The organism is Mycobacterium sp. Soil_C_30 (genome assembly GCF_057656995.1).
In genome coordinates this window covers 367,442-388,742 of the sequence record NZ_JBDGJH010000004.1, presented here as the reverse complement: position 1 = coordinate 388,742, position 21,301 = coordinate 367,442, and the positions used below count along the sequence as shown (strand labels likewise).

General features: G+C 69.2%; 16 protein-coding genes and 2 riboswitches. Of the genes, 5 read left to right on the top strand and 11 right to left on the bottom strand.

Going from position 1 to position 21,301, the window contains the following annotated elements; all coding sequences use genetic code 11:
• Positions 1-9 precede the first annotated feature (9 nt).
• From AC3A6P_RS10045 to cobT, 4 genes are read left to right on the top strand one after another with little or no spacing between them, the layout of a single operon-like run.
• Positions 10-2,001 (top strand): VWA domain-containing protein, encoded by a 1,992-nt coding sequence (locus AC3A6P_RS10045; RefSeq protein ID WP_487691236.1) that lies wholly within the window; start codon positions 10-12, stop codon positions 1,999-2,001.
• Positions 2,001-2,615 (top strand): cob(I)yrinic acid a,c-diamide adenosyltransferase, encoded by a 615-nt coding sequence (gene cobO, locus AC3A6P_RS10040; RefSeq protein ID WP_487691234.1) that lies wholly within the window; start codon positions 2,001-2,003, stop codon positions 2,613-2,615. Before AC3A6P_RS10045 ends, cobO begins: the two co-directional genes overlap by 1 nt.
• On the top strand, positions 2,612-5,008 hold the full coding sequence (gene cobBC, locus AC3A6P_RS10035) for a bifunctional hydrogenobyrinic acid a,c-diamide synthase/histidinol phosphate aminotransferase CobBC (RefSeq protein ID WP_487691232.1): 2,397 nt from the start codon (positions 2,612-2,614) through the stop codon (positions 5,006-5,008). The genes cobO and cobBC overlap by 4 nt, the downstream gene beginning before the upstream one ends.
• An 8-nt stretch (positions 5,009-5,016) precedes the next feature.
• Positions 5,017-6,060, top strand: coding sequence for a nicotinate-nucleotide--dimethylbenzimidazole phosphoribosyltransferase (gene cobT, locus AC3A6P_RS10030; RefSeq protein WP_487691230.1), 1,044 nt, complete (start codon positions 5,017-5,019; stop codon positions 6,058-6,060).
• A 5-nt stretch (positions 6,061-6,065) separates the two neighbouring features.
• Here the strand turns inward: cobT and AC3A6P_RS10025 are convergent, their stop codons facing one another.
• Positions 6,066-6,590 (bottom strand): bifunctional adenosylcobinamide kinase/adenosylcobinamide-phosphate guanylyltransferase, encoded by a 525-nt coding sequence (locus AC3A6P_RS10025; protein ID WP_487691228.1) that lies wholly within the window; start codon positions 6,588-6,590, stop codon positions 6,066-6,068.
• Positions 6,591-6,613: 23 nt separating this feature from the next.
• Here AC3A6P_RS10025 and AC3A6P_RS10020 point away from each other — a divergent pair, with 23 nt between their 5' ends.
• Positions 6,614-7,597: a cobalamin biosynthesis protein gene (locus AC3A6P_RS10020; protein WP_487691226.1), complete on the top strand. Its 984-nt coding sequence runs from the start codon at positions 6,614-6,616 to the stop codon at positions 7,595-7,597.
• 6 nt (positions 7,598-7,603) lie between these two features.
• Here AC3A6P_RS10020 and AC3A6P_RS10015 read toward each other — a convergent pair whose 3' ends face one another.
• The 10 genes from AC3A6P_RS10015 to aroQ form a co-directional block, all read right to left on the bottom strand.
• Complete coding sequence (locus AC3A6P_RS10015) at positions 7,604-8,368, bottom strand: ABC transporter ATP-binding protein (RefSeq protein ID WP_487691224.1); 765 nt, start codon at positions 8,366-8,368, stop codon at positions 7,604-7,606.
• Entirely contained in the window at positions 8,365-9,360 is a 996-nt protein-coding gene (locus tag AC3A6P_RS10010; RefSeq protein ID WP_487691222.1) for a FecCD family ABC transporter permease, read from the bottom strand. Before AC3A6P_RS10010 ends, AC3A6P_RS10015 begins: the two co-directional genes overlap by 4 nt.
• A gap of 23 nt (positions 9,361-9,383) precedes the next feature.
• A complete protein-coding gene (locus AC3A6P_RS10005) occupies positions 9,384-10,391 on the bottom strand; it encodes an ABC transporter substrate-binding protein (RefSeq protein ID WP_487691221.1) in 1,008 nt (335 codons plus the stop codon).
• A gap of 54 nt (positions 10,392-10,445) precedes the next feature.
• Positions 10,446-10,632, bottom strand: a riboswitch (cobalamin riboswitch).
• Positions 10,628-11,365 (bottom strand): cobalt-precorrin-6A reductase, encoded by a 738-nt coding sequence (locus AC3A6P_RS10000; protein WP_487691219.1) that lies wholly within the window; start codon positions 11,363-11,365, stop codon positions 10,628-10,630. (Overlaps the previous riboswitch by 5 nt.)
• Positions 11,362-12,825: a cobyric acid synthase gene (locus AC3A6P_RS09995; protein ID WP_487691217.1), complete on the bottom strand. Its 1,464-nt coding sequence runs from the start codon at positions 12,823-12,825 to the stop codon at positions 11,362-11,364. The genes AC3A6P_RS10000 and AC3A6P_RS09995 overlap by 4 nt, the downstream gene beginning before the upstream one ends.
• Positions 12,825-13,571 carry a precorrin-6A synthase (deacetylating) gene (cobF, locus tag AC3A6P_RS09990; protein WP_487691215.1) on the bottom strand — a complete coding sequence of 249 codons (747 nt, stop codon included), beginning with the start codon at positions 13,569-13,571 and terminating at the stop codon, positions 12,825-12,827. The genes AC3A6P_RS09995 and cobF overlap by 1 nt, the downstream gene beginning before the upstream one ends.
• Positions 13,572-17,135, bottom strand: a complete 3,564-nt coding sequence (cobN, locus tag AC3A6P_RS09985) for a cobaltochelatase subunit CobN (protein ID WP_487691458.1) — start codon at positions 17,133-17,135, stop codon at positions 13,572-13,574.
• A gap of 39 nt (positions 17,136-17,174) precedes the next feature.
• Positions 17,175-17,314: riboswitch (cobalamin riboswitch) on the bottom strand.
• An 82-nt stretch (positions 17,315-17,396) separates the two neighbouring features.
• The gene (locus tag AC3A6P_RS09980) at positions 17,397-18,836 is read right to left on the bottom strand and encodes a cytochrome P450 (RefSeq protein ID WP_487691213.1); all 1,440 of its coding nucleotides are present in this window, start codon (positions 18,834-18,836) and stop codon (positions 17,397-17,399) included.
• A gap of 163 nt (positions 18,837-18,999) precedes the next feature.
• Positions 19,000-20,844: a TIM barrel protein gene (locus AC3A6P_RS09975; protein ID WP_487691211.1), complete on the bottom strand. Its 1,845-nt coding sequence runs from the start codon at positions 20,842-20,844 to the stop codon at positions 19,000-19,002.
• Positions 20,845-20,849: 5 nt separating this feature from the next.
• A complete protein-coding gene (gene aroQ / locus AC3A6P_RS09970) occupies positions 20,850-21,299 on the bottom strand; it encodes a type II 3-dehydroquinate dehydratase (protein ID WP_487691209.1) in 450 nt (149 codons plus the stop codon).
• Positions 21,300-21,301 lie beyond the last annotated feature (2 nt).

Genomic DNA, 21,301 nt, shown 5'->3' with positions numbered 1-21,301 from the left:
GAGCTCCTCATGCTGCAGCTGTATCCCTTCTCCGCCGTTCTCGGCGCCGACCCGGACGCACCCGGCGGCCTCGACGACATGGCGCTGGCGCTGTTGCTGACCACCGTGTCACCCGGCATCGGCGGCGTGCTGGTGCGCGGCCAGAAGGGCACCGCGAAGTCGACGCTGGTGCGCGCACTCACCGAGGTGCTGCCCCCGATCGAGGTGTACGCCGGCGACCGGTTCTCCTCCGACCCGGGCGACGAGCACGCGGTGTCCCCCGACGGGCCATTCGACGCCGAGCGAATGATCGAGACCCGGCCCGTGCGCCTCGTCGAACTGCCGGTGGGTGCCACCGAGGACCGGGTGGCCGGATCGATTCATCTCGAGCGCGCGCTCAGCGACGGCACCATCAACTTCGAGCCGGGGCTGCTGGCCCACGCGCACCGCGGCATCCTCTACGTCGACGAGGTGAACCTGCTGCATGACCACCTGGTCGATCTGCTCCTCGACGCCGCCGCCATGGGCCGGCTGACCGTGGAGCGTGACGGTGTATCCGTCACGCATGCAGCCAGATTCGTGCTCGTGGGCACCATGAACCCCGAAGAGGGCGAACTGCGTCCGCAGCTGCTGGACCGCTTCGGTCTGACCGTGGAGGTCGCGGCCCCCCGAGATCCCGCCCTGCGGGCCGACGTGGTGCGACGCCGACTCGCCTTCGACGCCGACCCCCAGGAGTTCCGGGCCCGCTACGCCGACGCCCAGCACCGGTTGCAGCTGCGCATCCAGCGCGCTCAAGACCTGGTGGGCCTGGTGCAGCTGTCCGACGAGATGCTGTTGAAGGTCACCGAAGTGTGCGCGGCTTTCGAGGTCGACGGACTGCGCGCCGATATCGTCACCGCGCGCACCGCCGCCGCCCACGCGGCGTGGCAGGGCCGCGAACACATCACCGTCGAGGACATCCGGGTGGCCGCGCGCCTGGCCCTGCCGCACCGGCGCCGGCGCAACCCGTTCGACGCGCCCGGGCTGGACGAGCAGGCCCTCGACGACGTTCTGCCACCGGAGGCTCCCGACACCGAGCCCGATCCTGACCCGGATGGCCCCGATGACGACGGGGGCGGCGAGAGCGCACCCGAGGACATCTCCCCGCCCGGGGACGGCGACGGCACGCAGAAGTCGCCGGGCCAGGGGACCCCCGCACCGGTGGGTGCGGGTGAGCCCTACCGCGCCAAACTGTTCACCGTCAACGGAGTCGGCGAAGGACAGTCCGGCCGCCGCAGCCGCGCCCGCACCGCCGCGGGGCGCCGGGTGGGTGCCACCCGGGTCGACGGAGACGGCCACGGCATCCACCTGGTGGAGACCGTCCGCGCTGCCGCACCGCACCAGATCACGCGGGGTCGCACCGCGGGCAGGCTCCGGCTGCACAGCCAGGATCTGCGCCGCGCGGTGCGGGAGGGCCGCGAATCCAACCTCGTGCTGTTCGTGGTGGACATGTCGGGGTCCATGGCGGCCCGCGAACGGATGCGCCACGTCAAAACCGCCATCTTGTCGCTACTGCTGGATGCCTACCGGCGCCGCGACCGGGTGGGCCTGGTGACCTTCCGCGACACCGGCGCCGAGTTGACCCTGCCCGTCACCGGGTCCGTGGACATCGCGGCGCGGCGCCTGGAGGACCTGCCCGCCGGCGGGCGCACACCGCTGGCCGAAGGGCTGCTGGAAGCCGCCGATGTGGTGCGCCGTGAACGGCTGCGTGATCCCAGCCGGCGACCGCTGCTGGTGGTGGTCACCGATGGCCGCGCCACCGCCGGACCCGACGCGGTGGGCCGGTCCCGCCAGGCCGCCGACATCCTGGCCGCCCGAGGTGTCAGCTCCATCGTCGTCGACTGCGAAACCGGCCGTATGCGTATGGGTTTGGCGCGCACCCTGGCCGAACACCTGGGTGCGGAGTACACCGCGTTGACAGCGCTCAATGCCCAGGCGCTGACCGAGATCGTGCACGGCGCAACGCGAGAAGGGGCGGCCTGATGCCTCAGGGACAACCGTTGACGGTGCCCGACGACCGTCTGACCACCCGCCAACGCCGCAACCGGCCACTGCTCATGGTGCACACCGGTGACGGCAAGGGAAAGTCCACTGCCGCATTCGGTTTGGCGCTGCGCGGCTGGAACCAGGGCTTTCGCATCGGAGTCTTCCAGTTCGTGAAATCGGCGAAGTGGCGCATCGGTGAGCAGACCGTGCTGGAACGCCTCGGTGCCCTGCACGACGAGACCGGCGAGGGCGGTCCGGTCGAGTGGCACAAGATGGGCTCGGGCTGGTCCTGGACGCGTAAACCGGGCACCGAGGAGGACCACGCCGTGGCCGCCGCCGAGGGCTGGGCGGAGATCAAGAAGCGGCTGGCCGCCGAAACTCACGAGCTCTACGTCCTCGACGAGTTCACCTACCCGATCAACTGGGGCTGGGTCGACATCGACGACGTCGTCGAGACACTCGCGAACCGCCCCGGCCGCCAGCACGTCATCATCACCGGCCGTCGCGCCGACCCGAAACTGGTCGAGATCGCCGACCTGGTCACAGAGATGGGCAAGGTCAAACACCCGATGGACGCGGGCCAGAAGGGCCAGCGAGGCATCGAGTGGTGACCACAGCGCTGCCCCGCTTCGTGGTGGCGGCACCGGCTTCCGGACACGGAAAGACCACCATCGCCACCGGTCTGATGGCGGCGCTGTCCGCGCGTGGCCTGTCGGTCAGCGGTCACAAGGTCGGCCCCGACTACATCGACCCCGGGTATCACGCCATGGCCACCGGTAGGCCCGGCCGCAACCTCGACCCGTTCATGGTGGGCGAGGAGCGAATCGTGCCGCTGCTGGTGCACGGCGCGGCCGGCGCGGACGTGGCGGTCATCGAGGGTGTGATGGGTCTGTTCGACGGGCGCTTGGGCACCGACGGCGAGTCCTCGAGCGCCCACGTCAGCGCACTGACCGCGTCACCGGTGATCCTCGTCGTCGACATCTCGCACGCTTCGCGCACCCACGCCGCCGTCGTCACCGGGCTGGCGCACTTCGACCCGGCGGTGCGGATCGCCGGCGTCATCTTGAACAAGGCTCGCACCGAGCGGCACGCCGACGAGGTGCGTCAGGCGTTGGCGCACCGCGATATTCCGGTTCTGGGTGTGCTGCCCCGTGATGCGGGTGTCGAGATGCCGTCACGGCACCTCGGTCTGGTCCCGGCCGCCGAACGCGTGGAATCCGCAGCCACCTTGCATCGGCTGCGCGAAGTGATCGAGCAGCACGTCGATCTCGACGCGGTGCTCGACATCGCCCGGCAGGCACCTGCTCTGGAGACCCCGGGGTGGGATCCCGCTGCCGAGGTGACACCGCGCCCCGGCAGCCGGCCGGTGGTCGCGGTCGCCGGCGGCCGGGCGTTCACGTTCCGGTACGCCGAAACCGAGGAACTGCTCACCGCCGCCGGCTGCGAGGTGGTGGAGTTCGACCCGTTGACCGACGCGGCGCTGCCGCCCGGTACGGCGGGCATCTATCTGGGTGGCGGCTTTCCCGAGGTGCACGCCGGGGATCTGGCCGCCAATGCGGCGTTGATCGCCGAGCTCCGGGATGCCATCGCGGCCGGGGTGCCCACCGTCGCCGAGTGCGCGGGACTGACTTATCTGTGCCGCACCCTGGAGGACATCCCGGCGATCGGCGCCGTGGACGCCACCGCGGCGATGACGCCGAAACTGACGCTGGGCTACCGCACCGCGATCTCCGCCGGGGACTCCCTGCTGGGCAGGGCCGGCGAGGAGATCACCGGCCACGAATTCCACCGCACCCGGGTCACGCCTGAGTCCGATCCCGAAACCCAGTGCGCCGCTTGGCTTCTTCCCGCGGGCGCGGAAGGATTCGCCGGCCCGACCCTGCATGCGTCGTATCTGCACATCCATTGGGCCGGCCACCCGCAGCTGGCTCAGCGATTCGCCGACGCCGCCCACGACTATGTGGCGTCCTGCCCGCCGCCGGTGGATCTGCGGCATCACGGTGACGCCGAGCTGGGCTCCGGATTACTGGACTTCGCCGTCAACGTCTACGCGGGTCCGCGCCCGACCTGGCTGGACGACGCGCTGCACCGTGCCGTCGACCAGTCCGGCGCCTATCCCGATGCCGCGCAGGCTCGTTCGGCGCTGGCCGCCCGGCACGGCCGCGCGGGCGAGGAGGTGCTGCCGACCGCCGGTGCGGCCGAGGCGTTCTTCCTGATCGCCGGCCTGCGAGCATGGCGACGGCCGGTGGTGGTGCACCCGCAGTTCACCGAACCGCACCTGGCACTGGAGCAAGCCGGTCACACCGTCACCACGGTGTTGTGTTCTGCCGACGACGATTTCGCGTTGCGGCCCGAGATCGTGCCGGACGACGCCGATCTGGTGGTCGTCGGCAACCCCACCAATCCCACCGGTGTGCTGCACCCCGCGCAGACGATACGCCGGCTGCTGCGGCCCGGCCGGGTGGTTGTGGTGGACGAGGCGTTCATGGACGCGGTGCCCGGTGAACCACAGACCGTGGCGGGTGAGCGGGTGCCGGGATTGCTGGTGACCCGCAGCCTGACCAAACACTGGTCGATCCCCGGGATCAGGGCCGGTTATCTGCTCGGTGACCCTGCGCTGATCGCCGACGCGGCCCGGCACCAGGTGCCGTGGTCGGTGTCGACACCCGCGATCGCCGCCATGCGGGTGTGTGCGGACGACCGTGCGGCGGCGGAAGCTCAGCGCCGGGCAGAAGAGTTGCGGCACTGGCGAACTCACCTCGCTGAAGGTCTGCGGCACCGTGGCGTCCGGGTGATCCCCGGTGCGGCACCCTTTGTGCTGGCCCACGTCGGCGACGGTGTGCACGCCGCGCTGCGGGGTGCCGGTGTGGCGGTACGGCGCACCGACACCTTTCCCGGCCTGGACGGTGGTTGGATTCGCATCGCGGTGCGCGATCACGCCACCACCGACCGACTGCTGGCCGCCCTCGAGCGAATCATCCGCCAGCCCCTTTCCGTTTCCTAGGAGAAGCCATGCACTCCATCGCCCCGCCCCCGGCCGACGTCGCTGCCGCGGCAAGAGCTCGGCTGGCCGGTCTGGCCACCCCACCCGGCGCACTGGGCCGGCTGGGTGAACTCGCGGTGTGGCTGTCGGCCACCCGGGGCGATGTTCCGCCGCGTCAGCTGGAGAATGTGCGCCTGGTGATCTTCGCCGGCGATCACGGCGTCGCCGCGCACGGGGTGTCGGCCTTCCCGTCATCGATCACCGCCGCCACCGTCCGCGCCGCGCTGATCAAGAAACTGGGGGTCAACTCCCTGGCCTCAGCACACGGGGTCGACGTCCGGGTGCTCGACCTCGGTGTCGACGACGATTTCGCCGATCTGCCCGCCGATGTCAGAAACAGACTGCAGGCGTACAAGATCCGCCGATCCAGCGGCCCCATCCATCTCGAGGACGCGCTGACCAACGAGCAGGCGCACGCCGCCCTGGCCGCGGGTGCCGAGGTGGCCGCGCAGGAGATCGCCGCGGGCGCGCAACTCCTGCTCAGCGGCGACCTGGGTATCGGCAACACCACGCCCGCCGCGGCCATGGTGGCCGCCGGCCTCGGACTGCCGGCCGAGGAGGTGGTGGGCCGCGGCAGCGGGATCGATGATGCGGGGCTGCGGCACAAGGCCGAGGTCATCGAGGCTGCGCTGGCCCGGGTCGGTGACCGCGCTGGCGATCCAGTGCAGACATTGGCCGCACTCGGCAGCGCTGACCTTGCTGCATCCACGGGATACCTTGTCACCGCGGCACGTTCGGGTGTCCCGGTGCTGCTCGACGGGCTGATGGCGGTGGCGTGCGCCCTGACCGCCGACCGGATGAACCCCGGAGCGGCGGCCTGGTTCGCGGCGGGGCACCGCTCCACCGAACCGGCACAGAGCCTGGCGTTGGACAAGCTGGGCCTGGCACCGGTGCTGGATCTGGGTCTGCGACTCGGTGAAGGGTCCGGCGCGGTGGCCGCGGTACCGGTGTTGCGCGGCGCGGTGGCCGCACTGCGCGACACGGCGCTACTGACGGAACTGCTGCCGGGTTGAGCAGCTCACAGCTTCAGGACACGACCGGCGATCACCAGGTGCACTTCATCGCAGACCGCGGCCACGCGCTGGTTGACGGTGCCGAGCAGATCACGGAACAGCCGGCCCGATTGGTGTGCGGGCACCACACCGAGGCCCACCTCGTTGGTCACCACCACCGCCTCGGTCACCGCGCCGAGTGCAGCGCACACCGTGTCGAGATGGGCGCCGATGGCCGCGGACGCCTCCCCGGAAGAGCCCTCCCACAGCTGCTCGGCGTCCATGATCGCCGTCAACCAGGTACCGAGACAGTCGATCAGCACCGGACCCGGCCGGTCGGTGAGCACCTCGGCCAGCGCGCTGCTCTCCACCGTCGACCAGCTCTGCGGACGGCGCTGCCGGTGCAGCGCCACCCGGGCATCCCAGTCCGGGTCGGTGCCGTCGGTGGCGCGCCCGGGTGCCACATACGTCACGCCGGCGACACCGTCCAGCAGCGCCTCGGCGTGACCCGACTTGCCGGAGCGCACGCCACCGGTGACAAGGATCCGCACCCGCCCATCGTAGGTGTAGGCCGATGCTGAACCCAACGACCTGGCAGGCCGCCGGTCTGGTCCTGGGCCACGCCGCTGACCGTCTCCTCGGCGATCCTCGCCGGGGCCATCCCGTGGCCGGATTCGGCCGTGCCGCTTCGGCACTCGAACAGCGGATATACGGTGACAGCCGCGCGCGTGGCGTTGGGTACCAGGTTCTGCTGATCGGGGCCGCGACGGGACTGGCCGTCACCGCCCAGCGCTGCGCCCGCCATCCCGTGGCGCAGGTGCTGGTGACCGCGGTGACCACCTGGGCAGTGCTCGGCGGCCGTTCACTCGAACGGGAGGCGCTGGCCGTGCACCAGTTGCTCGAAGCCGATGATCTCGACGGGGCCCGGCGCCGGTTGCGCAACCTGGTGGGCCGCGACACCTCCGCGCTGACACCCGACGAAGTGGCCCGCGCCGTCGTCGAATCGGTGGCCGAGAACACCAGCGACGCGGTGGTCACATCGTTTTTCTGGGGTGCGGTCGCCGGGGTGCCGGGTCTGGTGGGGCACCGGGCCGCCAACACCCTGGATGCGATGGTGGGCCACCACAACGCGAGATACGAGCGATTCGGTTGGGCCGCCGCCCGATTCGACGATGTCCTGGGCTTCCCCGGCGCCCGCAGCGCCGGTCTGATCACAACGATCCTGGCCCCTGATCCGCGCGGAGCGCTGCGCGCGTGGCGCCGCGACGCCCGTGCTCACCCCAGCCCCAACGCCGGGGTGGTCGAGGCCAGTTTCGCTGGGGCGCTGGGGATCCGGCTCGGCGGCACCAACACCTACTACGGCAACCGCGTCGAGCACCGCGCGCTGATGGGTGACGGCCGCGCCCCGGTGCCGAGCGACATCCCGCGGACCACCCGGCTGGCCCGCCGAGTCGGCCTGGCCGCCGCCCTACTCTCCGCGAGCGCGCGTGTCTGCACGCAACACACCGGGCTTTTTCGTACCAACACGCGCGCTCGCCGAGGGCTTTTTGCACGCTAGTGCGGCTCAGCGCAGCGGCCGGCCGAACCGCACATGCGGACGGCCATCCTCCAGGTGCACCGTTGCCTGCACTCCGTACACCTGCGCGATCACGTCCGCGGTGAGCACTCTGGCCGGTGGACCCGCGGTGTGCACCCGCCCGTGCTGGAGGATCACCAACTCCTCGCAATAGGCCGCGGCCAGGTTGAGGTCGTGCAGCGCCATCAGCGTGGTGGTGTCGGTGGAGGTCACCAATTCGAGCAGTTCCAGTTGGTGCCGGATGTCGAGGTGGTTGGTCGGTTCATCCAACAACAGCTCGGTCGGCTCCTGCGCCAGGGCCCGCGCGATCTGCACACGTTGTCGTTCCCCGCCGGACAGCGTGGAATAGCGCCTGTCCAGCAGCATTTCGATTCCTGTTGTCACCGAGACTGATTCCACGATCTCACGGTCCCGGGCCGACATCGGCGACCAGGGCTGCCGATGCGGCAGGCGACCGAGCTCCACCACGTCACGCACCGTGGGCTCCTGATCAGTGGTGGCCTCCTGGTCGACGACCGCGAGCCGCCGCGCCACCTGGCGCCTGCTCATCGTCGACACGTCGGTGTCGTCGAGGCGAACCACCCCCGACGAGGCGGGGCGAATCCCCGCCAAGAGCCGCAACAGCGACGACTTCCCCGAACCGTTGGGGCCGAGCAACCCGACGGTGCCGCCGGCGGCGACGGTGATGTCCACCCCGTCGACGATCACCCGGCCATGGGTATACCAGGTGACCCGGCTGGCGCACAGGCTCATCCGCTTCTCCTGCGCCGCAACAGAATCACCACGAAGGCAGGTACGCCGACGATCGCGGTGGCCACTCCGACGGGAAGTTCCTGCGGGGCGATCACCACCCGGGCCGCCGTGTCCACCCACACCAGGAAGATCGCCCCGAGGATGGTGGCCGTCGGCACCAACACGCGGTGCCTGGTCCCCACCAACGCCCTCGCCGCGTGCGGCAGCACCAGACCGACGAACCCGATGGCACCCGAGGTCGACACGATCACCGCAGTCACCAGCGCGGTCACCACCAACAGCAGCAGCCGGATCCGTCCGACCGCCACCCCCAGCGCAGCGGCGGCGTCCTGACCGAAGAGGAACGCGTCCAGCGTGCCGGCGCAGGCCCAGCAGATCACCACTCCCAGGATCACCAACACCGCACACACCGCCACATCGCGCCAGGACGCGGTGCTCAGCGACCCCAGCAGCCAGAACAACACTCCCCTGGTCTGCTCGGCATCCGCCGACCTGAACACGATGAACGATGTCAGCGCCGAGAACAGTTGGGTGGCAGCCACTCCGGCGAGGATCATCCGGTCCATCCCGCCCCCGGCGGCGAACGCGAGCACCAGAACCAGGCCGAAAGCGACGACCGCGCCGACGAAGGCGCCCGCCGTCAGTCCGATCGCCCCGGCGCCGATACCGAGGACCACCACCGACACCGCACCGGTCGACGCTCCCGAGGCGACGCCGAGGATGAACGGATCGGCCAGCGGATTGCGCAACAGCGACTGCAGCATCACGCCACACAGCGCGAGCCCCGCTCCGCACGCCGCGGCCAGTAGCGCGCGGGGCAGTCGCAGCTCCCAGATGATGCTCTGCTGCAGCAGCGACAGCTGAGAATCGGGGCCGCCGAACCGTTCGAGGACGGCGGCGAATGCGTCGCGGGGCCCGAGATCCGACGGCCCGATGGTGGTGGCGGCCGCGACCGACACCAACAGCAGTACCAGCCCCGCCGGCCAGACCACAGCCGGGGAGCGCAGCGCGCTGCTCAGCGGGCCAGACCGAACTGCGCCAACCCGCCTGCGACCTTCTCGATGGCGTCCGCCATCCGGATCGACGGGTTGAGCTCGGCGCCGGCCAACGGGATGTAGCGTTTGTTCTTCACCGCCGTCATCTCGCGGGTGACGGGATTCGATTCCAGGAAAGCGATTTTCGCGGCGGCGTTCTCAGCGGTTTGGCTCTTGCGGGTCAGGTCGCCGAGGATCAGCACATCGGGATCGCGCTGCGCCACCGTCTCCCAGTTGATCTGCGGCCAATCCTCCGGAGAATCCTCGAACACGTTCTTCAACCCGAGGGTGCGGTTGATGACACCAGGCCCGCCGCAGCACCCGGCCATGTACGGCGACTCGGAGTTGGCGAACCAGTACAGCACTGTGGTGCCGGCCGTGTCTCTCCTCGAGGCGGCGGCCACCCGGTTCTGCATGTCAGCGACGAGTCCCTCGGCGCGGGCCTGTTCGCCGACCAGGGCACCGAGGTCACGGATCTCGGTGTAGATGGCGTCGATCTCCAGTGTCTCGGTGCGCCGGCCGTCGGAATTGCCGGCCTCTTTGGTGCACTCGACAACCGACATGTACGACGGGACGCCCAGTTTCGCCAGATCCTCCGGAGTGGTGACGCCGCCGGGACCGAGGGTGCCCTGCAGCGATGCGGTGACCAGATCGGGCTCCGTGGCGAGAACCGTCTCGAACGACGGCGCCTGGTCGGCGAGCCGCTCTACCGTGGCGTTGTCGGCCTCCAGCGATGGCAGGATGGGATCGGTCCAGCCCGCGGCACCCACCATGCGATCGGCGGCGCCGAGCGACAGCAACATCTCCGTGCTGCCCTGGTTCAACGAGACGATGCGTTCGGGTGCCTGCTGGATCGTGACCTCACGACCGCAGTTCTCGATCGACACGGGGTAGCCCTGGGCGGGGGCGGCGGAGGGTTGTTCCGCAGAAGAGCTGCACCCTGCCAGCACAAGGGCAAAGACGGCAAACACCAACAACTCTGGTCGCATGGCGATCCTTCACATCAGGGGGTCCAACAGCGAGACCCGATGACCTCACCGCGACGGGTGTCGCGGCTGCCAGCAGGTTTTCGGGCTCGGAGATCGTCCTCGGCGGGCTGCCTTCCCAGGAGCTACGCTCCCAGTGGCTTACACATGCCCGCTTCGTCACTCCACACCGCTGCGCGTCAGCCCCGGAGTCGCACCGGGTTCCCTGCTCCATACGGAGGCGACTGGCAAGTGCCAGGTTACAGTGCCCGCACCCAGGCAGCGGCCTCTTCCACGCTGGACACCGCGATGACGCCGGCGGGCACCTCGGGGCGGCGGACGATCACCACCGGCAGTCCGAGCTCATCGGCGGCCGCCATCTTCGGCCAGGTGTACTCACCGCCGGAGTCCTTGGTCACCAACACATCCGCCCGATGGTCACGCAGCAGCTCCAGTTCACCCGGCAACGCGTACGGACCACGGTCGTGCTGCAGTCGCCACGACGGCGGCACATCCACGTCGGGATCGTCGACCACCCGCGCCAGCACCGCCAGCTCGTGCAAGGCAGGAATGAAGCGCGCGAGTTGCTGTCGTCCGATGGTGAGCACGGGTCGCTGCCCCAGTCGCGCGGTGAGCACCGCCGCCTCGTCATGCGAATCCACCCACTGCCAGGACGGTTTTGCGCGGTCGGACCAGCCGGGTCGCTGCAACCGCAGCAGCGGGCGCTGGGCGGATCCGGTGGTGCAGGCGGTGACGGCGTTCTGGGACATGGTCATCGCGAACGGGTGGGTGGCGTCCACCACGGCGTCGTAATCGGCCAGGGCGCTACGCAATCCGTCCACCCCGCCGAATCCACCGACGCGGACCGGGCCGACGGGCATCCGCGGCCGGGCCACCCGACCGGCCAACGAACTCATCACGTCGATCCCGTCGGCCACCAACTCCGCAGCCAGAGCTCGGGCTTCGGCGGTGCCGCCGAGGAGCAACACCCTCGTCACGGTGCTCCCGGCGGAAGGAACGGAAGTCCCGCGGGTGCACCATTGGTCACCAGCGCCAGCAGCGCATCGACGTCGAGGTGTTGTTCGACCAACTGTCCCAACAGATCCAGCCGACGCTGCCGGGCTGCCGGGAAGCTCACCCCGGACGGCGCCACCCCCAGCGTCTCGCCCAGGAACGCCGAACGCAACGCGTCACCTTCGAGCGAGCCGTGCCACATGGTCCCGAAAACCTGCCCGGCGCGGGCCCCACCGAGGAATTCGTCGACCCCGGCGCCGCGGGTGATGCGGCCGTGGTGGATCTCGTACCCCGAGGCCGGCACCCCCAGCCCGGTACCCTGCGGCAGGCGCAGCACTTTCGCCGCCGCGAACGTCGTCTCCACATCCAGCAGGCCCAGCCCGGAAACCTCCGCGGGCTGCCCCTCGATACCGTCCGGGTCACGGATCACCCCGCCGAGCATCTGGAAGCCACCGCAGATCCCGATCAGGGGCTTGCCTGCAGCCACATGCGCCACGATGGCACGATCCAGTCCTCGTGACCGCAACCAGGCCAGGTCGGCGATGGTGGCGCGAGTTCCCGGGAGCACCACCAGGTCCGCGTCGCCGAGCGCCCGCGGGTCGGAGACGAACACGACATCCAAACCGGGTTCCAGGCCCAGTGCGTCGACGTCGGTGAAGTTGCTGATCCTGGGCAGCCGGATGACGGCCACCCGGCGGGCTGCATCCCCGGAGGAACGTCGGCCCTCGAGGTCCAGGGCGTCCTCGGAGTCCAGCCACAGTTCGGGATGCCAAGGCAGGGTGCCGTAAACGCGCCGTCCGGTCACCCGTTCCAGGTCACGCAGACCCGGGGCCAGCAGGTCGAGGTCACCGCGGAACTTGTTGACGACGAACCCGGCCACCAGTGCCTGATCCTCGGGTGAGAGCAGCGCCACCGAACCGAGGAACGCTGCGAACACCCCGCCGCGGTCGATGTCACCGACCACCACGGTGGGCAGACCCGCGTGCCGGGCCAGTCCCATGTTGACGTAATCGCCTGCGCGCAGGTTGATCTCGGCGGGGCTCCCGGCGCCTTCGGCCACCACCACGTCGAACCGGCCGGCCAGGTCGTCGAAAGCCGCGTGCGCTGCCGTGGCCAGGGCGCGCCGGCCGTCCAGCCAGTCCGCCGAGGACACTTCGCCCCAGGGCTGCCCCATCAGCACCACATGGCTGCGGTGATCACTGCCCGGTTTGAGCAGCACGGGATTCATGGCCGCCTCGGGTTCGGCCTCGGCGGCCAGGGCCTGAACCCATTGCGCCCGGCCGATCTCAGTGCCCGTAGCGCACACCATCGAGTTGTTCGACATGTTCTGCGCCTTGTACGGGGCCACCTTGACACCCCGGCGGGCCAGCGCCCGGCACAGGCCGGTGGTGACCACGCTCTTGCCGGCATCGCTGGTGGTGCCGGCCACGAGGATGCCCGGCATCAGTTCTTCCTCACCAGGAACAGGTCCATCACCCAGCCGGCGTCGGCCTTGGCCGCCTCACGCGCCTCGGCCATGGCGGGATACACCTCACCGAGCCGGCCGTGAACCAGACGTTCGCCGCGCGCGCCGAGATTGGCGCCCCACCACAGCGTCCAGTCGTGTAGGCCGGACAGGTCGAGCCGCTCCGGTGGTGGATTGAGCATGGCGACGATGTTGTCCTGGCCCGCGGCCACCGCCTCCTGCAACCGCCTGCCGGTGGTGATGTGCACCGGACGGCCCACCTCGTGTAGCACGATCCGATGCCGGGCTGCGAGCAGCTGCGGGGCGCTGATCCCCGGCAGCACGTCCAGTTCCACCGGGACGCCGAGCTCACGGACCTTTTCGACGATCCGGATGGTCGAGTCGTACAGCGAGGGGTCCCCCCACACCAGGAACGCCGCCGTCCCGCCGCGCTCCCGCAGTACGGCGGCGTATTCCGCCGCCCGGGCCGAATGCCAATCCGCTACGGCACCTTCGTAACCCGAGGTGCTCAGCCCGGCCGAGCGGTCTCGTTCCGGGTCGCGGACCACCACGATCGGCACCGAATCCGTGTGGGCAGCCAGGATTTCACGCCGCAGCGCCAGCAGCCCGTCGTCATCGTTCTTCTCCGCTGCCAGTACGTAATCCACGTCGCGCAGCGCCGCGGCCACCTCGGCGGTGACGTGCTGGGGGCCCATCCCGACCCCGAGAATCCGGACTTCTGTCACCTACCGGTCCTCCAGATCACCCTCGACCTCGAGATATGCCTGCTGCAACGCGGCCAGTGTTTCCGGTGACGGTTCCGCCCACAGGCCACGGTCGGCCGCTTCCTGCAGCCGCTCGACGATGCCGTGCAGCGCCCACGGATTCGACTTGTCCAGGAATTCCCGGTTCGTCGGGTCGAGCACGTACTCCTGAGCGAGTTTCTCGTACATCCAGTCGTGCACCACCCCGGCGGTGGCATCGAACCCGAACAGGTAGTCGACGGTGGCGGCGAGTTCGAACGCACCCTTGTACCCGTGTTTGCGCATGGCGGAGATCCAGCGTGGGTTCACCACCCGGGACCGGAACACCCGGGCGGTCTCCTCGGCCAGGCTTCGGGTTCGCACCGCATCGGGTGTCGTCGAATCCCCTACGTAGGCCTTGGGATCCGAGCCGGTGAGCGCGCGGATGGTGGCCACCATGCCGCCGTGGTACTGGAAGTAGTCGTCGCTGTCGGCGATATCGTGCTCGCGGGTGTCGATGTTCTTGGCAGCCACCTTGATGCGCGAGTAGTTGGTGCGCATGTCATCGGCGGCGGCCACCCCGTCGAGACCACGGCCGTAGGCGAAGCCGCCCCACGCGGTGTACACCTCGGCCAGGTCCTTGTCGTCACGCCAGGTGCCCGCCTCGATCACCTGCAGGATCCCGGCACCGTAGGAGCCGGGCTTGGATCCGAAAACCCTTGTGGTGGCGCGACGTTCATCACCATGCTCGGCCAAGTCGGCGCGGGCGTGGGCGGCCACGAAGTTCTGCTCGTCGGGTTCGTCGAGGGTGGCGACCATGCGCACGGCGTCGTCCAGCATCGCCACCACATGCGGGAAGGCGTCGCGGAAAAAGCCGGAGATCCGCACCGTCACGTCGATACGGGGTCTGCCCAGTTCCTCGAGGGCGATGATCTCGAGCCGGCTGACCCGGCGGGATGCCTCGTCCCATTCCGGCCGAACCCCCAGCAGCGCAAGCACTTCGGCCACGTCGTCGCCGGAGGTGCGCATGGCGCTGGTGCCCCACACCGACAGACCGACCGACTCCGGGTAGGCGCCGGTGTCGTCCAGGTAGCGCTGCACCAGCGATTCGGCCATCGCCTGACCGGTCTGCCAGGCCAGCCGCGACGGCACCGCCCGCGGGTCGACGGTGTAGAAGTTGCGGCCCGTCGGCAGCACGTTCACCAGCCCGCGCAACGGGGATCCGGATGGGCCGGGGCGCACGAAACCACCTGCCAGTGCGTGGATCACGGCGTCGAGTTCACCAGCGGTACCGGCCAGCCGGGGCACCACCTCGGTGGCGGCGAACCGCAGCACCGTCTGCACCTCGGGGTCGTCGTGCAGAGTGGCCGCCACGGCGGCGTCCCAGCCGGCCGCCTCCATCGCTTCGACGAGTCCGCGGGCCCGGGTCTCGATCTCGTCCACCGCGGCGGTTTCGGCCTCCTCTTTGAGACCGAGCGCGGCGCGCAGCCCGGGCACGGCGTGGTCGCGGCCACCCCACACCTGGGCGGCCCGCAGAATGGCCAGCACCAGGTTCACCCGGGCCTCGCCCTCGGGTGCGCCGCCGAGCACGTGCAGGCCGTCGCGGATTTGGGCGTCCTTGATCTCGCACAGCCAGCCGTCGACGTGCAGCAGGAAGTCGTCGAATTCCTCGTCCTCGGGACGGTCGTCCAAGCCGAGGTCGCGGTGCATCTCCGCGGCGCGCATCAGGTTCCAGATCTCGCCGCGGATGGCCGGCAGCTTGGCCGGGTCCATCGAGGCGATGTTGCCGTACTCGTCGAGGAGCTGTTCCAGTCGCGCGATGTCGCCGTAGGTCTCGGCCCGGGCCATCGGCGGGATCAGGTGATCGACGATGGTGGCGTGTGCGCGGCGTTTGGCCTGCGCGCCCTCACCGGGGTCATTGACCAGGAACGGGTAGATCAGCGGGAGACTGCCGATGGTGGCGTCGGTGGCGCAGTCGGCCGACAGCGCGGCGTTCTTGCCGGGCAGCCATTCCATGGACCCGTGCTTGCCCAGGTGCACCACGGCGTGCGCACCGAAACCGTGCTCCAGCCACCGGTATGCGGCCAGGTAGTGGTGACTGGGCGCCATGTCGGGATCGTGGTAGATCGCCACCGGGTTCTCGCCGAAACCGCGTGGCGGCTGGATCATCAGCACGATGTTTCCGGCCCGCAACGCGGCCAGCACGATCTGCCCCGCGTCGTTGACGAAGAGCTTGCCGGGCGCTGGACCCCAGGCTTGTTGCATCTCTCCGCGCAACCCCTCGGGCACGTCAGCGGTCCAGGCGGTGTACTGCTCGGCACTCACCGTCACGTGCGCATCGGTGAGTTGTGTTGTGGTGAGCCACTCTTCGTCCTGACCGCCGGCGGCGATCAGGGTGTGGATCAACCGGTCGCCGGCCTCGGTCTCGTCTTCGATACCGAGCACACCGAAACCGTCGCCGACGTCGTAGCCGTCGGCGGCCAGTCGGCGCAGCAGGCGCACGGTGGAAGCCGGGGTGTCCAGGCCGACGGCGTTGCCGACGCGGGAATGCTTGGTGGGGTACGCCGAGAGCACCAGCGCAAGCTTCTTCTCGCCGTTGGGAACTCGGCGCAACCGGGCGTGGTTGACGGCGATCCCCGCGACCCGGGCGCACCGTTCGGGGTCGGCCACGTAGTGCGGCAGACCGTCTTCGTCGATCTCCTTGAACGAGAACGGCGCGGTGATGATCCGGCCGTCGAACTCGGGGATGGCGATCTGGTTCGCCGAGTCCAGCGGGGTCACGCCGTCGTCGTTGGCGTCCCAGTCCTCGCGGGACGACGTCAGGCACAGGCCCTGCAGCACCGGGATGTCGAGGGCGGCCAGCCGCTCGATGTCCCAGGAGCCGTCGTCACCGCCGGCGCTCACCCCGGCCGGTTTGGACCCGCCGGCGGCGAGCACGGTGACGATCAGCGCGTCCAACGTGCCGAACGCTTGGTAGAGCTCCTCGGGAGCGCTGCGCAGCGACGACGCGAAGATCGGGACACCCACCGCGTCGCCGGTGGCGTCGATGGCGTCGGCCAGTGCGTGCGCGAACCCGGCGTTACCGCTGATCTCGTGGGCCCGGTAGTACAGGATGCCGATCCGTGCTGCTCCGTCGGTCTGCTCGGGGCGCTGACCATAACCCCACTCGGGGATCACCGCCGGCGGCTCGAAGCCGTCGCCGCTGAGCAGCACGGTGTCGCAGAGGAACGCGTGCAGTTGCCCGAGGTTGGCCGGGCCGCCTTCGGCGAGATAGGCGTGCGCCTGCGCCGCCAGCCCGATCGGCACCGTCGAGTTCTCCATCAACTCGGGGCTGGGCTGACGCTCACCGCCGAGGACCACCATCGGCAGGCCGCTGGCCCGCAGGGTCTCCAGTTCGGTGCGGATCTCGTCGGAGGACCCGAGCACCCGCATCACCACCACGTCGGCGCCGGCCAACACCGGCTCGAGCGGCTGGCGGGCGGGATTGCCCAGGTTGTAGGCCGCGCCGCTGGCGCGGGCCGAGAGCAAGTCGGTGTCCGAGGTGGACAGCAGGGCAATACGGGTCATGTCATCAGGCATGATCGGCCTCCCCGGGGTTCGCGCCCCTCGCCGTGGATCCTCGCGGCCAGTGTCTGGCTGTGACCACCGGCGGCCTCACGGCGCCGTGGCCTTCACAGTGGCGGAACCGCCCCGGATTCGCACCGGGTTCCTGCTCCACGAGGTGTGTCGCGACCAGCCTAGTGCAGAAGCCCGCCCGAGCCGACCACAGGTGTTCGAGACTGCGGCCACGCCCGCAAAACCCGCCCGAACACCGGCGTCACCGCAGTCTCAACGCTGGGAGCGTCGCCGGCGCAACCCCAGCCGGAAACCCTTCGGCATCAGAGTCAGCCGCTCGGCCACCTGCAGCTCGTAATCCGGGTCGGCGATCAGGTCGTAGCGCCTGATCAGCGAGCCGAGCACCAGCACCGCTTCGTGCAGGGCGAACTGCCGCCCGATGCACGAGCGCTCGCCGGTGCCGAACGGTTTGTACAGGTGCGCCGGCCGGGCGCGCAGGTGTTCGGGGGCGAACCGGTCCGGGTCGAACCCGTCCACCGGCTTCAAGCCGGGCGCGGTCCATTGCGGGGCGCGGTGCAGCGTAGTGGTCAACGCCAACACCCACTCGTTCTTCCCGATGGCGTACCGTCCCGCCAGCACCGTGTCCTCCCGGGCCGACCGGTAGTAGGCGGGCACGGTCGGTTGCAGCCGCAGCGATTCGTCGAGCACACGACGCACATAGCGCAGCTTGGCGATCTGCTCGAATTCCGGTGCGTCGTCTCCCCACACCCTGTCCACTTCATCGCGGGCGCAGGAGAACACGTCGGGATGGGTGGACAGGAAGTAGAGTGCGAAAGACAAAGCACCGGAAGTGGTTTCGTGGCCGGCGACCAGGAAGTTGATCAACTGGTAGCGGATGTTGGCCTCATCGAGTGCGGGCCGGCCGTCGTCTGGAGAGTCCGGGCTGGGTGCCAGCATGATCTCGAGGAGATCATCGTGGTGCCCCAGCCCTTCGGCTCTCCGGCCGGCGATGATGTCGTCAGCGATCCGGTGCATGGCGTCGGCATGCCGGCGCACCTCGCGTTCATAACGATTCGCCACGAACTTCGGCAGGTAGGTGGCCCGGAACACCCCCAGCCGGTCAGCTCCCACCAAACCGGCCACCATGTGCTCCACAAAAGGATGCGGTTGCTCGGAGTGGAACGCGCCGAATGAGTAACCCGCCGCGCAGCGCCCGATGGTTTCCAGCGTCACCCGGGTGGTGTCGGCGGAGACGTCGACGGACTCCCCCGAGTCGGCATGCGCATCCCAGGCGGCGGTCAACTCCGCGGCCGCGTCGAGCATCGTGGGGTGGTAACTCCGCATGGCCGCCTGCGAGAACGCCGGCATCAGCAGCATGTGCGCCTTACGCCAGTTGGGTTCGTCGTTGTGGGCGGTGAACAACCCGTCACCACCCATGACCCGTAGCGCCACCATGTCCGGGCCGAGGTGCTTGCAGAACCGGGTCTCGTCGTTCAGTTCGGTGACCACCTCCGGACCGGCGGCGACCACCCACCGGGCACCCAGAAAGCGGAATTCGAACAGCGGGCCCAGCTTTTGGGCGAGGTCGGAGACGGACTGGGCGGGCTCGTCGCCGCGGAAACTCAGGACGTCGCCGAGCAGGGGCACGCGTCGGGGCGGATGCGGAATCCGGCGGTCCTGGATCGCCCGGCCGCTGCGAATGTGAGTCGTCATGAGCTGTGTCCAATCAAAGCCGGCCGGCACCTGTCGTTCCCCGATTACTGCGGACAGGGTAGTTCGACGTGCCACCGATTTTGATGCTCTCGTTGCTCGAGACTCACTCTGTGCGGCTCACTCCGACAAGACGAACACGATGGGCCGTCCGGCCGTCACCGGATCACCGGGTCGACGGGGCCTTCCCGCGGCGCGCGGCAACGTGTGCGGCCATCCGGATCGGCGCATCGGCGAGGGGACGGCCCCGATAATTGCCGCGGCGCTCGATCAGCTCGAAGTAGACCTGTGAGCCGATCACCGTGGTGTAGGCATGGAAATACTCGCCGTCCGCGCTGCGGTCATAGAGAATGTCGAGTCGCCGCAGTACGTCGACGAACTCGTCGCTCAGGTGCAGCCGAGCCTGAAGGTCGACGTAGTAGTTGTCGGGGATGCGCAGGATCGGGGCGTCCGCCGGCAACGCGTTCAGGGTGCCCACGATGTCGTCGGTGGTGAACGCGATGTGCTGGGGCGTCTGAACACCGGGCGTCCACCTACCCCGGCGCAGCACCGGACCATCCAGGGCCATCCCGAAACCGGAGGGGTGGGGTGTCCGAAGCAGATGACTGCGCACCAGCCCGTAGGGGCCTGGATATTCCGCCACCTCGTCGGTTCGCATCCCGAGCACCGAACGGTAGAACAGCACACTCTCGTCGAAGCGGTCGAAGGGCGCCGTGACAGAGATGTGGTCGAGTCCGGTGACACCCGCGCCGACGGCGTCGCCGTACCCGGGCACCGGGTCGAAGTCGCGTCGCCAGTCGAGGCTTCCCCGCCCGGTGGAGACGAAGAACACGGACAGGCCGTCGGGGGCTGCGACGGCCGGCAGATCGGCTTCGCCCGGCCGCACCACACGCGGGAGCGCCGCCACGTTGAGGTGTTCGGCCGCCGCTGCGAACCCCGCGGGGTCCTCGGCGTCGAATGCGACCGCGGCAATGGCCGACGAGTCGTCCTCGGCCGCGTCGGTCGTGACGCTGATGAGAATGGTGGCATCTGCCTGCGTCCACGCCGTGACCTTTTTCGATCGGTGCGTCGACGACCGCTCGAATCCCAATGCCGACAACGCGTGTTCGGCCACGCCGAGGTCGGTCGGGGTGACACTCAGCTCGACAAACGCTACATCGATCGGTCGTGACGGTCGGCTGCCGTCGAGGCCGGCTTCCAGAGCACCCAGGGAGCGCACCGCATCAATGGCGGTACGCACGGGTGAGGACTGACGGAAGACGTCGTTGAACACCTCCAGCGACAGGGGGCCGCGGTACCCGGCCGCGAGTACGGCGCCGGTGAAGGCGACAAGGTCGAACGCCCCCTCGCCTGGGAAAAGGCGGTAGTGCCTACTCCACTGCAGCACATCCATGTCCTTGTGCGGTGCATCGGCCAACTGGAGGAAGAAGATCTTCTCACCGGGAACGTCGGCGAGCTCATCCACCGTGGAGGACCTCGACAGGATGTGGAAACTATCCAGGCAGAGACCCACGGCAGCGTGGTCCGCGCGGCGGACCGCCTCCCAGGACCGGGTCCACAGGTCAACGGTGCGCCCCCAGGCCAGCGCCTCGTAGGCGATCCGCATCCCGCGGCGCTCCGCGAGCTCGCCCGCCGCCCGCAGTTGCGTTGCCAACTGGTCCAAGTCGGCGACCGCGTCGTCCGACGCATTGGAGCACACCAGGATCAGGTCGACCCCGAGTTCGGCCATGACGTCGAATTTGCGGTCGAGTCGGCGCAGGTTGCGTTGAAACTGCTCCGGGTCGGTACTGTCGAGATCCCGGAAAGGTTGGTACAGCACGATTTCCAATCCCAGGTCGTCGCACTGCTCCCGGATCTGCTTCGGGCTCGATGTCGACGCGACGAGGTCGGGCTCGAACAGTTCGATCCCCTCGAAACCGGCGTGGGCCGCGGCGATGAGCTTGTCATCCAGAGTTCCCGACAGGCAGACCGTGGCGATGGTCTTCATGTGATGTTGGTGTGTGAGAGTCATTGCCGCTACCTTTCTTTCGCGACGAGGGCGCGGATGGCCCACTCGTAACCCGCGGCGCCCAGGCCGACGATGATCCCGGTAGCAGCAGGTGACACGTACGAGTGATGCCTGAAGGGTTCCCGCTGATGGACGTTCGAGATGTGCACTTCGACGACGGGGAGGTCCACACCTCTGATCGCATCGTGCAGCGCAAGCGAACTGTGGGCGAGCGCACCGGGATTGAACACGACTCCACGCAGCGTGCCCTCCCGGTACTCGGCTCCCGCGGCATGGATCCGGTCGATCAACACACCCTCGTGATTGGACTGCAGGAACTCCACGCCGACATCGAGAACGTCGCCGACACTTCGGCAGAGTTCCTCGATGTCGCCCAGGGTGGATGTCCCGTAATACGCGGGTTCACGGGCGCCGAGAAGGTTGAGGTTGGGTCCGTTCAACACGAGAACTCTGGACATCG